This is a genomic window from Achromobacter sp., from assembly GCF_032102605.1.
Classification (GTDB): Bacteria; Pseudomonadota; Gammaproteobacteria; order Burkholderiales; family Burkholderiaceae_B; genus Achromobacter.
The window spans coordinates 202,199-215,923 of record NZ_DAMDGT010000005.1; the positions used below are offsets into that span (position 1 = coordinate 202,199).

Sequence of the window (13,725 nt, forward strand, 5' to 3'; positions counted from 1 at the left end):
CCAACATGCTGAGGTCCTACATGCGCAAGCGCCATAACGAGTATTCACGCCAGCTCATCGACTTCGTCCGCGAGCTCCGCCCGCCAGCGCCCATCGCCAGCGGCCTGATGCCCAAAGTGACGATCGTGACCCCCTCGTTCAACCAGGCCAAGTTCCTGGAGCGCACCATTCTTTCCGTGCTGAACCAGGGCTATCCCCGGCTGGAATACATCATCATCGATGGCGGGTCCACCGACGGCAGCGTGGACATCATCAAGAAGTACGAGCGTTATCTGACGTACTGGGAAAGCACCCCGGACCGTGGGCAGTCGCACGCCATCAACAAGGGCTTCGAGCGCGCCACCGGCGATTACGTGGGCTGGCAGAACTCCGACGACCTGTACTTTCCCGGCGCGCTGCGCAAGCTGGGCGCGGCGGCGGCGCGGGGTCGCGCGCCGATCGTCAGCGGCAACCTCTTCGTGGCGGACGCCGACAACCGCATCTTCCGCAAGATCCACTACACCCCCGTGAACCGCGGCACGTTGACAGTGGTGAAAGCCTCCATCCCGAACCAGTCCGCCATCTTCCGCCGCGACCTGCTGCGCAAGTACGGACTGCTGCAGGAAAGCATGCGCTATTGCATGGACCTGGAACTGTGGAGCCGCCTGCTGCGCGAGGGCAAGAATCTGATCGTCCCGGACGCATTGGGCGTCTACACCGCCCACGACGAAACCAAGACCGCGCTGATGCAGGACGTGCTGCTGGAAGAGCGCGAGCAGATCGTTTCCCGCATCCGGCGCACCGAGCCCGGGCTGGGACGCCTGTTCGAGCTGTCCTGCCGCGCCTCCAAGGTGGCCGCGCACGCCCGTCAGGGAGACCTGACGTACCTGCTCGAAAAGCTGACGACCAAGATATTCGGTCGCGACGACTGGGCCTCGCACTAGGCCCGGCCCTTATCAAACGGAGCCGCAATGATTCAGCGTCGCCGCAGACTGTCCACCCTGCATTTGCTGGGCCTGTTCGTGTTCACCGCCCTGGCGTTGAACGACGACCGGTTCATCGTCGGGGTGGGCAGCTTCAAGCTGTCGCCCTTCGACCTGCTGTTCGTCGCCATGCTGGGCGTGAAGGCGCTACGCCTGGCCGATCCGGGCGCCTATGCGCTGCCGCGCGGCGCGCTGGGCATGCTTCTGGGCATCCAGGCCATCTCCGTCATCTACCTGCTGCTGGTGTCCATGCACCATCCCGGGATCGAGACCGGCGACGTCGCGCGCGACCTGCGCATCGTGTTCTATTTCCTGTGCACGCCGTTCCTTTGCTACAAGGACATCGACAGCCCGGGAGCCTATGCGGTCCTGCAGAAATACATCGTTGCGGCCTGCCTGGCGGTGGCCACGTTGATGCTGCTGGAGCAGGCCACGGGCTTCAGCGTCGCCAATCCCCTGCGCAACGTGCGGCTGGGCGTCTGGGCCATTCCGATGGGCGTGGTGTCGCTGCTGTATTTCCGCCGCACGCTGAACGTATCCGGCCCCAAGGCTTATGCGCTGACGCTGTACATGGTGATGGCGCTGGTCTTCTCGCTGAACCGCAGCCAGTACCTGCAGCTTGCGATTTCAGTGTTCATCGCCGTGATGCTGGCGGGCAGCGCCGACATCCGGCGCCGCGCGGTGATGATCTTCGCGCCGGCTGCCGTGGCGGGGGTGCTGATCTTCGCCAGCATCGGTTACCTGGACGTGCTGACCAACCGCATCTTCAGCGTGGAAAGGCTGGATGAGGATTCCAGCTACGGCGCGCGGGTCCAGGAAATGGAAGGCCAGATGGACTTCTTCGCGGAAAGCCCCGTATTCGGCAAGGGCGCGGGGTTCCGCAGTTGGGTCATGGGCGAGAACGGCTTCGAACTGAGCACGTTCGCGCACAACTCGTGGGCCTTCTACCTGATGAAGTTTGGCGTGGTGGGCACGATCATGATCATGCTGCCGCCCCTGCTCATCCTGCTCTTCTCGCTGTTCAGGCGGTACGCCCATCCAGGCCTGGAAATGCACAGGCGCTATCTGCTGGCCACCGCCCCGATCTACATCTTCATCGATTCGATGTCCGGCGGCCTGGCCTACGCGCCCAAGACCGCCTTCACCGGATTCCTGCTGTGCTATTGCCTGTCGCTGCTCCGCAATGCGCAGGTCATGCCTGTGCCTCCTCGTAACGAACCGCCCGTTCCCAGCCCTCGCCCGGACGTCGTGCGCCGGGCGCCAACGCGAGTAATACCCCATGCCTGATGTTCTGTTTGTCGCACCGGACTTGCACGGCGGCGTCGGAAGATGCGTCGCCTTCATTGTGGATGCGTTGCCGGAACAGGGGGTGGACTCGGCCCTGTTCCTGCTGCGCTCCCGCAATCGCGAGTACCCCATCGCCAACCCCAAGGTCACGCGCGCGCTTCCCATCATGGAGTCCCCCACCAAGCTGCGGCTGATGCTGCCCGTGGCCTTTTTCCAGTTGCTCAAGCAGATACGCCGCGACAAGCCGGCCATCGTCTGCTCGCACGGCCTGCTGTGCAACATGCTTGTCGTGCTGGCCAAGAAGATCCTGCGCGGCAAGTTCAGCACCGTGGCCTTCGAGCACAGCAGTCCCGCCATCCATTACGGCGCGTCCAAGATGCGGCGCCTGAAGTGCTGGCTGGTCAGCCAGACCTACCGGCGGCACGACGCCGTGGTGGGCGTATCACGCGGCGTGAAGGAAGACCTGGTCAGCATGTTTCCGCCCCTGCGCGGCAAGGTGCACACCATCTACAACGGCGTGCCGCTCGACAATGTGCGCCGCCAGGGCGCCCAGACGCACGCGGCCGCCGACGTCGACTCGTCCCTTCAGGTCGTGGCCGTCGGCCGGCTGGAGGCCGTCAAGGACTACGCCACCCTGATCGACGCCGCCGCCTTGCTGGATGATCCGCGCATCAGCTTCACCATCCTGGGCGAAGGATCGGAACACGCCGCCCTGCAGAAGCGGATCGACGACAAGCCGTCGCGCAGCGCGGTGACGCTGGCGGGCCACATCGACAATCCGTTCCCGATGATCGCCGGCGCGGGCGCCTTCGCGCTTACGTCCGTGCGCGAGAGCTTCGGCAACGTGCTGGTGGAGGCGCTGTGCCTGGGCGTGCCCGTGATCTCGACGGACTGCCCCCACGGACCGGCGGAAATCCTGGACGCCGGCCGCTATGGGCTGCTGGTTCCCGTCGGCGACGCCGAAGCGCTGGCCGAGGCGGTGCGCCGCCTGGCCTATGACGGCGCCATGCGCGAAAAGCTGGCGGCCGAAGGGCCGGAGCGCGCGGACGCCTTTTCCCTGGAGCGGCACTGCCGCAACGTTATCGAGCTCTTCCAGCCGCTCATGCAGCGCGGCACGCCCTGAACAGGACAGCATCATGCAGAAGATACCGGTTTCCGTCGTTGTGATGACGAAGAACGAGGAACGCAATATCGCGAAGTGCCTGAAGGCGCTGGTGGAATTCGACGAAGTGTTCGTGGTGGATTCGAACAGCACCGACGCAACCTGCTCGATCGCGACAGCCATGGGCGCGCGCGTCTCCAATTTCCAGTGGGACGGCAAGTACCCGAAGAAGAAGCAATGGTGCCTGGAGCAACTGCCCTTCACGCATCCCGTCGTGCTTTACGTGGACGCCGACGAGGAAATGACGCCGGGGCTTGCGGCCGAGATCCGTGAGGTGCTGCCGCGCTTTGCCGCCGGCGCCGGCGGCGCCTTCGTGCCTTTCGACTACGTGTTCTGCGGCAAGAAGCTGGAACATGGCCACCGCGTCTACAAGCTGGCCCTCCTGGCGCGCGACCGCTCCCGGTTCCTGGATTACGACGATCTGGACGTCGCCAACATGTGGGAGGTCGAAGGCCACTACCAGCCCCAGGTCCAGGGCGACACCTTCGCCCTGCGCCAGCGCATGGTCCACAACGACCACGACTCGCTCTATCACTACTTCGACAAGCACAACCGCTATTCGGATTGGGAAGCGAACCTGCGCACCAAGGGCTTGATGAACGATCCGCGCGAAGCCAACGTGGGCGGACGCGCGCTGCTCAAGCGCATTTTCCAGGCGATGCCGTTCAAGGCGCCGATCTCGTTCCTGCACTCCTACGTGTTCAAGCTGGGATTCCTGGACGGCAAGGCCGGCTACGACTACGCGGTCGCGCGGGCCATGTACTACTGGCAGATCCGCATCAAGACCGAAGAGATCCTGAAGGCACGCCAGGCCAACGAGGCCGCTTCGCGACGCGACGCCGTTGCGGGAGCGGCCAAATGAGCACACTGCAACGGCTAGACCAGTTCGCGCTGGCGCCGGGGCAGCGAGGCCGTTCCGCGCTCACCGTACAGCTGTGGTGGCTGGTGCAGGGAACGCTGTTCCGTTGGTCGCCACAGGTGGCCTATGGCTTTCGCCGCTGGCTGCTGCGCCGCTTCGGCGCTCAGGTCGGGCGCAAGGTATTGATCCGGCCGACCGCCACCGTTACGTATCCCTGGAAAGTGGAGATCGGGGACTACGCCTGGATCGGCGACGACGCGGTGATCTACAGCCTGGGGCCCATCCATATCGGCGCGCATGCGGTGGTGTCTCAACGCAGCTACCTGTGCGCGGCGGATCACGACGCCGGCCGTCCCGACTTTCCGCTGCGCGAGCGCGCCGTGCGCGTCGAGGAAGGCGCGTGGGTGGCGACGGACGTATTCGTGGGCCCCGGCGTCACGATCGGACGCGAGGCCGTGGTGGGCGCGCGCAGTTCGGTGTTCCGCAACATGCCGTCCGCGATGGTGTGCCATGGCAACCCCTGCCGTCCCATCCGCCCCCGGACGGCGACGCCAACATGAAAATACTCATTTATGGCATCAACTACGCGCCGGAACTGACGGGCATCGGCAAGTACAGCGCGGAGCTGGCCGAATGGCTCGCCGCGCGCGGCCACGAGGTCAGCGTGGTGACGGCGCCGCCCTATTACCCGCAGTGGCGGATTCATGACGGCTACCGCGGCTCGCGCTATGCCAAGGAGCAACGCCGCGGCGTGACGGTCCGACGCGCGCCATTGTGGGTGCCCGAAAAGCCGGGCGGGGCCAAGCGCCTGCTCCATCTGGCCAGTTTCGCCATGTCCAGCCTGCCGTCGCTGCTGCGCGCCGCGGTGCGCAGGCCGGACATCATCCTGGTGGTGGAACCCGCCCTGTTCTGCGCGCCTGGCGCATGGCTGGCGGCGCGGCTTTGCGGCGCGCGCGCATGGCTGCACATCCAGGACTACGAAGTGGACGCCGCCTTCGAACTCGGTCTGCTCAAGGGCGCGGGCCTGCGCGCGCTGGTCAAGCGCGCAGAACGGTGGCTGATGCGCCGCTTCGATCGCGTGTCGACCATTTCGAATCGGATGCTGGATCTGGCGCTGGCCAAAGGCGTCGATCCCGGCCGCGCCGTGCTGCTGCCCAACTGGATCGACGTCAATGCAATCGCACCGCTGGCCGAAGGTGGTGATTACCGCGCCCAGCTTGGCATCCCCGACAACGCCATCGTTGCGCTCTATTCCGGAAACATGGGTGGCAAGCAGGGTCTGCAGACGTTGGCGGACGTGGCGCGTCGGCTGAACCGGGAAGACCGGCTGTGGTTCATCTTCTGCGGCCAGGGCCCCGAACGCGCGCCGCTCGAGGAAAAATGCAAGGGCCTGACGCGCGTCATCTTCCTGGACCTGCAGCCGGCCGAGCGGCTGGGCGCGCTGCTCAGCACGGCGGATATCCATTTGTTGCCGCAACGCGCCGGCGCGGCGGACCTGGTCATGCCGTCCAAGTTGACTGGCATGCTGGCCAGCGGCCGGCCGGTGGTATGCGGCGCGGCCCGGGGCACCGAGCTTGCCAACGTCGTGGCGCGCTGCGGACTGCTGACGCCGCCAGAGGATGCGGTGGCCATGGCGGAAGCCGTGCGCAAACTGAGCTACAACTCGCAGATCCGCGAAACACTGGGCGCCGCCGCGCGCCAGTATGCGCTGGCGCATCTGCACGTGGACGCCGTGCTTGGCGCCGCGGAGCGCGAATTCGCCGCCATCATCGCCTCGAAGGGCCGGCCCGCCGCGGCCGGCACGCGCGCCAGCGAAGGCGACGTCTGATCGCGTTTCGCTTGACCTCTTCCACGTAGTCCGCCGCGCCCCATCGGGGCCGCGGCGCGCCGCTCATCCGACAGGGCTTGCTGCGGGCGTCCTTCGCCGGTCCACTACGCGTGGCGTGGTGGCGCCGCCTTGCATTTCATGCCGCAGAATGAACAAGGCGACATGCGGACAGCAGCGCCGTCCGCATGTGGCCTTTATGCGAGACACCCGCTCGTGTCAGCTCGCGTCGCCTTTGCCCGGCGTCGGTCCCGTGGCGCTTCTGACAAGCCCCATCTGCACCGCGATATACGCGGCCTCGGCCTGGTTGCGCGCATTCAGCTTCCAGTACAGCGTGCGAGCGTGGCTTTTGACGGTGGCGACCGATATGCCCACCTGCTGGCCGATCTCTCGCATGGTCTTGCCCTGCACGAGCAGCTGCAGGATTTCCTCCTGCCGCTGTGTCAGTTCGCGCAGTTCCTGTGCGGACGCGTGCGAGGCTGTTGGCGGCCTGCCGGCGGGCTGCGGGTAGCATTCGCCCCCCGCAATCACCAGGCTGACTGCCGCGGCCAGCGCGTCCGGACTGGACGCCTTGGGCAGATAGCCCGCCACGCCGGCTCGTGCACACGCAGCCATGACGCTCTGGTCCAGCGTCGAATACAACACCAGCACCAGTCGGGGCACGAAAAAGGCCATTGCCTGCGACAAAAGCCCGATGTCCTGCTCGGCCGAGCCGCTGCAACCGATCACCAGCAATTCCACTGGGCGGTTGATGGAGCTGGACATATTGAGCAGGTGGGCTGGCGAAATGGCCAGGATATCGTCGGCATTGCGCACACGTTCCAGCACATGCTGAATTGCGACACGAAGCAGAGCGTAGTCTTCGATCAGTACGGTTGTCATCCCGGGAAGAACCTTGTGACGCATGGCCCACTTACGGTTCCCATGTCACTGGCGCAACGCGGCCCGCAGCGCGGGTGCACGCGCGTCGCCAGCTCAAGGGAATCCCGTCCGCTTCATCTGGATTGCAGTGGCGAGACTAAGTGATTCGCCCTATCAATCCATGCTTGCGGACACAACCCATGCTATCAGCGGCTACGTCCGCTGAATCTCGTTCAGGAGGATGATTGGTGGCGGAAAGGCAAATGACAGCCGCCTCGAACACTGCTTTCTATGCCTTAGCCGTATTGGCTATGCGCGGACCCGGCAGCTGCGGAACGGGGCGTTCCAGGCTGCCGGGCAGGCAGCGCAAACCGTCACTTACCCGAGCTTGCGCCCATAGATCTGCCCGGCTTCCACTTCGCGACCATTCGGTTCATGCCATTCCAGCGTCGCACCGCGTTGCAGCGCTGCGTATACGGCCTCGCCCTTGTTCTTGACGTGCAGGCGTTGGTACAGCGTGCAAGCATGCGTCTTGGCGGTTGCCACGGAAATGTTCAGCATGCGGCTGACGGTCTTGATCGGATAGCCCCTGGCCAACAGCACCAGGACTTCGTATTGACGCGGGGTGATCTGGAGCAGTTGCGCACCCGCGCTGACGGGCATGGCGCCCTTGGAGCCGGAATCGTCCGCTTCCCGCGACGGCAAGGCGCACACCGTCGATGCGGGGGCCTGGAGGGCCTGTTCGCTGGGGAAGCATTGTCCGCCAGCCATGACCAGGCGAATGGCAGCCTCGAGGATCTCGACCGAGGCCGTTTTCATCAGGCAACCGTACACGCTGGCGCCAGGCAGGCCTTGCACCGGCATGGGCAAGGGCATGACGTCCGTCAAAAGCAGAATCCGCTTGGGCGTCAGCACGCGTTGAATCTCGTGCAAGGCGCTCCAGGCCTCATCGGTGTCCACAGGCAACCCGTAAATCAGGAGATCGGCGCCAGCATGGACGCCATCGGCCTTGGACACGTCCGCAAGGCCCATCCCCTCGATCTCCCAAACATCATCCAACTTGCTAAGAATCTGCCACAACCCCAACCGCAGTAGCGGATGGGCTTCAATCAGGACCATCTTGGCCATGGTGTCCTCCCGGTTTTTCGACGGGCCTCGAAGGGATCTTCGCTGTGCTGAAGACTATTATTTATCCAGCCCCGCGGGGGTGGTCCGCATATCCCGGAATATCTAATGAAGCAGGACCGGGACATTTGGGCTGGGCGACTTTGGTAGCCAACATATTGGATGGCATGAACCCATCTTATGGTTCGGATTTGTCAAAATCAAGACGTTTCAGGGCGATATAATCCGATAAAATCAGAAATCATTCGTTAGCCTTAATCACGATCCTAAATATGGATGAGACTCGCGCCTCGTCCTTTTTGCCGCTAGGGTTTTCACCAGCGCATCCCCGGGTAGACCCGTAGTCTTCCCTATGAAGAGCCCCGGAAACAAGCCCTGCAAAGGGCCGCCCGCCCGTGTTACAGACGGAAAAAAGCCGCGCCGGGGCATCTGCCTGACGCGGCCTGTACGAGCCGGATTTTTAGGGGAAAGCTGTCTATATGTATCCACGGACACACTAAGCCCGTGAACAGTCCCTGTATTCGAAATATAGGTAACATTTTTTATTTTCCCGTCGCCGGGTGAATTTACTCCATGTAGGCGAAGTCGAAAACCGTGTGCCCACCCTGATGATGCCAATGGTGCATTGAAGCATGGCGTTTTCTCAGGAAGTTGGCGTAGTGGATTTCGCCGTCGGTTTCGACGTAAGTGGAAGGCGTCAGCTCATCGATCCGGTTGAGCGACACCCCCTTGCCGTAGTGACAGAAGCCCTGGTACTGCGCGCAACGGATGACCTCTCCCCCAGGCGACACAACGATTCCCGCGTTCCGGGCCCGCATCGGGTTGCGCACGATCGGATTGCAGGCGTGCGGCGTCCAGGTCGTCGAGCGCGGGGAATCCGAAAAAAACGCGAACAGCTCGTCGCAGTGACTCTGGCCGTCCGTGCGGTCGATATTTGTTAATAACCACCAATATTCGCCGTGCTTGAAAATAATGGTGTCGACGGCCGATATATTCGTCATCAGATTAACGTCGAGCTCCCATTTCAGTGGAAATTCAGTGCATTTCCAGAGCTCGATACTACGATTTCCACACGTTTCCGGCACCATGTATGTCACGCCTTCGTGCTCGAAAATATACGGAAACGAAAGGTGATACGGCAGATTCAGCGCGGTGCCCAACAGCCGGAAAGCCCCGTCGGAGTAGGTCGCAACCGAGATCGTGCCCTTGCGCGACGTAAAATCATAATCCTCGAAGAAAATATATGGCTTCTTGTCGTGGGTATATACAAACGGGTCCGCGAAAAACCTGCCCTTCGGCGGCTGTAATACCATTGCCTCGGAAACCACCGCCTGTTGCCTTGCGGAGGGGAACATACCAATCCGCCATCGGATATTGCGTTTCATGACGCGCCGCACAACGAGATCCGACATTAACCACGCCTGACGCGCAATATATGCGGCGCTGTCCCACTCCGCCGGGTCCGCCCGCCGCGGGCCGCTCATGATCTGCATGGCGGGCGGCGCAACCCCCGGCAACTCGCGGGCCAGCGCCTGCAAGGCGTCGTACACCATGAAGTTTCCCAAACTGAACGCGCGGGCCTGATTCTTCAGCCAGAACACTTCCGTGTTGAAACTGCGCTGGTCCAGAAGTTCGTCCTCGGCTTCATTTGCGCCGACGCGCCAGAGTTTCACCGTGGTGTGGTCCGCGCGTTGGAACACCTCCCAGAAACCCGCATAACGGCTGGTCGCCACCGCAATATCGGAATAGCTCAGCTGCCATATGCCCATGGGCGCCCAGCCTGCCATCTGCGAGCGCGTTGCAAGCGACGCACCCAAGGTAATCACCAGGTCCAGGGCCAGCGCCGCGACCTCGTTCTGCGCTTGCGGATCCTCGTTGCCCGGCGCCAATGGCACCACCGACGTTCCATCCGGCAACAATTCGCGCATGTCGCGGCATGCCAGCATGGCCCGCTGCTTCTGCGGCAGCAGTTTGGCCTCCAGCCGGGAAAGCGTACCGAACAGCGCCTTGACCCCCAGCCGGGGCGCCTTGTCGACGCCGTCGCTATTCATCACCAACAGTGCCGTCAGCTCGAAATCCTGGCTATGGACGAGCCACTCAACCATCTCATGCATCCAGCCGGGTTGCTCATACCCGTCAACCAGCAGTCCCACCTTGTAGCGCTTCATATCTCGTGCTCCTGTCTCAGGGCGATTGGCCGGCCGCGCCGTGACTGCGAAGGGCTTTCGCCAGGCACACACTCGGGGCAATGCATTCATGTCCTCGCGCTGATACTGCGGTGTTTTCCGCCTGCCTTCCAGAGCACATTCATCCTAGGGCCGGTGTCCGAGGACGAACGGCCAAACCTCAACCTCATGCATTGCAGACCGCTCATCCATCTGCCCGGCACGTCTTCATCCGTCCGGCCGAGTGGGCGCGCACATCCTTGATTTACCGATATGCCGACGCTTCAGTTAGGGGTAAACCCTATTGGGGATAGCCGATGCTCGCTTCTCCTCCATCCCTCACGCATAATGCTTTAAAACAAACGTTTGAATTCAACCTTATGCAAGAAATCAAATCCACGTCCACCCGGGAAACCATCCTGGACACCGCCGAAGCCCTGTTCGCGCAACAAGGACACGAGGCCACTTCGATGCGCCAGATCACCGGCGCAGCCGGCGTGAATCTGGCGTCGGTGAACTACCACTTCGGCTCCAAAGAGTCACTCGTGCACGCGGTGCTCAAACGTCGCCTGGAAGTGCTCAATCGCGAGCGCATGCGGCTTCTGGACGAACTCGAGGCGCAATCCGCCGGCAAGCCTCTCAAGCCCTCGCAGATCGTCGATGCGTTCTTCGGCACGCTGCTGCGCCTGGCCGCCGATCCCGCGCAGGCCGGCAGCACCTTCCTGCCACTGCTTGAACGCACCATGACCGACCCCGCGGACTTCATCCGCGCGCTGTTCGCCGAGGAATACACCGACGTGCTGAACCGCTACCGCAACGCGCTGTTCGCGGCGCTGCCCGACGTGCCCCGCGCCGAAATCATCTGGCGTTTCCAGTTCATGCTGGGCGCCACCTCGTACGCCATCATGGGCACCGACCTGCTTCGGTCCGTCACCGGACTGACCTTCGACGACGCCGAGCAGCCCAACAACCGGGATCTGCTGCTGCCTCGCCTGATGAGCTTTTTGCTTGGGGGCCTGCGGTCTCCGCTGCCCAGCCTGCCCGCGAATCCCGGAGGCGCCTGACGCCCTGCCCCGCTCGCCTGGCCAACGCCGGGTGTCAGCCCCCCTTCAGAAGAACAAGGAGACAAGAAAATGAACGCAGTCCTCGTCGCGCTGGTTGTCATTGCGCTCCTCGCGGCCCTGTTGGGCGTGCGGCCGCTCCGGCGGGCCGTGCTGTCCGCGCCGATCTTCAACATGTATCGCAAGGTGCTGCCGCAGATGTCGGACACCGAGCGCGATGCGCTGGAGGCCGGCACTGTCTGGTGGGAAGGCGAACTCTTCCGCGGCCGCCCCGATTGGAGCCGCCTGCTGGCCTACCCGCGGCCGCGCCTGACCGACGAAGAACAGCGCTTCCTGGACAACCAGGCCGAAGCCGCCTGCCGCATGGTCAATGACTGGAGCGTCACGCAAGAACGCTTCGACCTGCCCGCCGATGTCTGGAACTACCTGAAGGCCGAAGGCTTCCTGGGCATGATCATTCCCAAGCAATACGGCGGCCTGGCGTTTTCCGCCTATGCGCATTCCGAGATCGTGACCAAGCTGTCCACGCGGTCGTCGGCGCTGGCCGTGTCCGTGATGGTGCCCAACTCACTGGGCCCGGCGGAATTGCTGCTGCACTACGGCACCGAAGAACAGAAGAACCACTACCTGCCGCGCCTCGCGCGCGGCGAAGAGGTCCCCGCGTTCGCGCTGACCAGCCCCTGGGCCGGGTCCGACGCGGCCGCCATTCCCGACAGCGGCATTGTCTGCAAGGGCGAATGGCAGGGCCGCGAAGTCATCGGCATGCGAGTCACTTGGGACAAGCGCTACATCACGCTGGCGCCCGTCTGCACTTTGCTGGGCCTGGCGTTCCGGCTGTACGACCCCGACGGCCTGCTGGGCGGCAAGAAAGACCTGGGCATAACGTGCGCCCTGGTGCCGCACGACCATCCCGGCGTGGACACCGGCCGCCGCCATTTCCCGCTGAACGCCATGTTCATGAACGGCCCCACGCGCGGCGCCGACGTCTTCATGCCGCTGGACTTCATCATCGGCGGCCCCGCGATGGCCGGCCAGGGCTGGCGCATGCTGATGGAGTGCCTGGCCGCGGGCCGCTCGATCTCCCTGCCGTCGTCCAATACCGGCATGTCCAAACTGACGGCTCGCGCGGTGGGCGGCTATGCACGCGTGCGCAGCCAGTTCCGCATGCCGGTCGGCAAGTTCGAAGGCGTCGAAGAGGCGCTGGCCCGCATCGGCGGCCACACCTACATGATGGACGCCGCGCGCACCATGACGGCGGGCGCCGTGGACCTGGGCGAAAAGCCCTCGGTGGTGTCTGCCATCGTCAAATACCACGTCACGGAACGCGCGCGACAGGTCGTCAACGACGGCATGGACGTGATCGGCGGCAAGGGCATCTGCCTGGGGCCGTCCAACTTCCTGGGCCGCGCCTACCAGCAGATTCCCATCGGCATCACCGTCGAAGGCGCCAACATCCTTACGCGCAGCCTGATCATCTTCGGCCAGGGCGCAATCCGTTGCCATCCGTATGTGCTTGCCGAAATGCAGGCCGCCCAGTCGCCGGACCGCAAGCAGGGGCTTGACGATTTCGACAGCGCGTTCTGGGGCCACGTGCGCTTTGTCGCCGGCAACACGCTGCGCGCGCTGGGCACGTCCTTGACGGGCGCCCGCCTGGTCGCCGTGAATGCCGACGTCGCACCTGAAATGAAGCGCTACTACCAGTCGCTTGGCCGCTATTCGGCTGCCTTCGCGCTGATGGCCGACACGTCCATGCTGGTGCTGGGCGGCAGCCTGAAGCGCCGCGAGCGCCTGTCGGCGCGCCTGGGCGACGTGCTGTCGCAGATGTATCTGATCAGCGCCACGCTCAAGCGCTTCGAAGACGAAGGCCGCCAGGCGGCCGACGCACCGCTTGCGCACTGGTCCATCCAGGACGCGCTGTTCAAGGCGCAAGAAGCCTTCGATGGCGTGCTGGAAAACTTCCCCAACCGCGCCGTCGCTTGGATACTGCGGCGCATCGTGTTCCCGTGGGGCCACAGCCAGGTCCAGCCCTCGGACCGCCTAGGCCAGGATGTCGCCCGGCTGCTCATCAGCCCCAGCGCGACCCGCGACCGTCTGACGGCCGGCTGCCACCTGCCCGACACCGCCGACGAGCCCGTCGGCGCGATCGAACAGGCGCTGGCCGCCACGCTGGAGGCCGAACCCATCGAGGCCAAGATCCGCGAACTTGAAAAGCGCGGCGCGCTGGATGGCAATCCGCAAGCCAACGTGCGCGATATCGCCGATGCCGCGGTCACCACCGGCGGCATCACCGCCGAGGAATACGCGGTGGTCAAGCGCCGCAACCGCTTGCGCGATACCGTGGTGAAAGTGGATGATTTCCCCTTTGACCTCGGCGCCGCCGACGCGGACACGCCCACGGCCCAACGCAAGGTCGCCTGA

11 protein-coding genes are annotated in these 13,725 nt (G+C 64.0%); 8 read left to right on the forward strand and 3 right to left on the reverse strand.

Going from position 1 to position 13,725, the window contains the following annotated elements:
* The first annotated feature begins 20 nt into the window (after positions 1 to 20).
* The 6 genes from RT614_RS13710 to RT614_RS13735 are packed head-to-tail and all read left to right on the forward strand — an operon-like array spanning position 21 to position 6,098.
* Complete coding sequence (locus RT614_RS13710; RefSeq protein ID WP_313622657.1) at positions 21 to 923, forward strand: glycosyltransferase family 2 protein; 903 nt, start codon at positions 21 to 23, stop codon at positions 921 to 923.
* A gap of 30 nt (positions 924 to 953) precedes the next feature.
* Positions 954 to 2,249 (forward strand): O-antigen ligase family protein, encoded by a 1,296-nt coding sequence (locus tag RT614_RS13715; protein WP_313622897.1) that lies wholly within the window; start codon positions 954 to 956, stop codon positions 2,247 to 2,249.
* Positions 2,242 to 3,372 carry a glycosyltransferase gene (locus tag RT614_RS13720; protein WP_313622658.1) on the forward strand — a complete coding sequence of 377 codons (1,131 nt, stop codon included), beginning with the start codon at positions 2,242 to 2,244 and terminating at the stop codon, positions 3,370 to 3,372. The genes RT614_RS13715 and RT614_RS13720 overlap by 8 nt, the downstream gene beginning before the upstream one ends.
* A 13-nt stretch (positions 3,373 to 3,385) precedes the next feature.
* Entirely contained in the window at positions 3,386 to 4,273 is an 888-nt protein-coding gene (locus RT614_RS13725) for a glycosyltransferase family 2 protein (RefSeq protein WP_313622659.1), read from the forward strand.
* Positions 4,270 to 4,830, forward strand: coding sequence for a putative colanic acid biosynthesis acetyltransferase (locus tag RT614_RS13730; RefSeq protein ID WP_313622660.1), 561 nt, complete (start codon positions 4,270 to 4,272; stop codon positions 4,828 to 4,830). Before RT614_RS13725 ends, RT614_RS13730 begins: the two co-directional genes overlap by 4 nt.
* The gene (locus tag RT614_RS13735; protein WP_313622661.1) at positions 4,827 to 6,098 is read left to right on the forward strand and encodes a glycosyltransferase WbuB; all 1,272 of its coding nucleotides are present in this window, start codon (positions 4,827 to 4,829) and stop codon (positions 6,096 to 6,098) included. The genes RT614_RS13730 and RT614_RS13735 overlap by 4 nt, the downstream gene beginning before the upstream one ends.
* A gap of 216 nt (positions 6,099 to 6,314) precedes the next feature.
* Here the strand turns inward: RT614_RS13735 and RT614_RS13740 are convergent, their stop codons facing one another.
* The 3 genes from RT614_RS13740 to RT614_RS13750 form a co-directional block, all read right to left on the reverse strand.
* Entirely contained in the window at positions 6,315 to 6,977 is a 663-nt protein-coding gene (locus tag RT614_RS13740; RefSeq protein ID WP_313622662.1) for a response regulator transcription factor, read from the reverse strand.
* Positions 6,978 to 7,334: 357 nt separating this feature from the next.
* A complete protein-coding gene (locus tag RT614_RS13745; RefSeq protein ID WP_313622663.1) occupies positions 7,335 to 8,084 on the reverse strand; it encodes a response regulator transcription factor in 750 nt (249 codons plus the stop codon).
* Between the two features lie 563 nt (positions 8,085 to 8,647).
* Positions 8,648 to 10,249, reverse strand: coding sequence for a hypothetical protein (locus RT614_RS13750; protein WP_313622664.1), 1,602 nt, complete (start codon positions 10,247 to 10,249; stop codon positions 8,648 to 8,650).
* A 377-nt stretch (positions 10,250 to 10,626) separates the two neighbouring features.
* Between RT614_RS13750 and RT614_RS13755 the strand changes: the two genes are divergently transcribed.
* Positions 10,627 to 11,310, forward strand: coding sequence for a TetR/AcrR family transcriptional regulator (locus tag RT614_RS13755; protein ID WP_313622665.1), 684 nt, complete (start codon positions 10,627 to 10,629; stop codon positions 11,308 to 11,310).
* A 69-nt stretch (positions 11,311 to 11,379) separates the two neighbouring features.
* Positions 11,380 to 13,725, forward strand: a complete 2,346-nt coding sequence (locus tag RT614_RS13760) for an acyl-CoA dehydrogenase (RefSeq protein WP_313622666.1) — start codon at positions 11,380 to 11,382, stop codon at positions 13,723 to 13,725.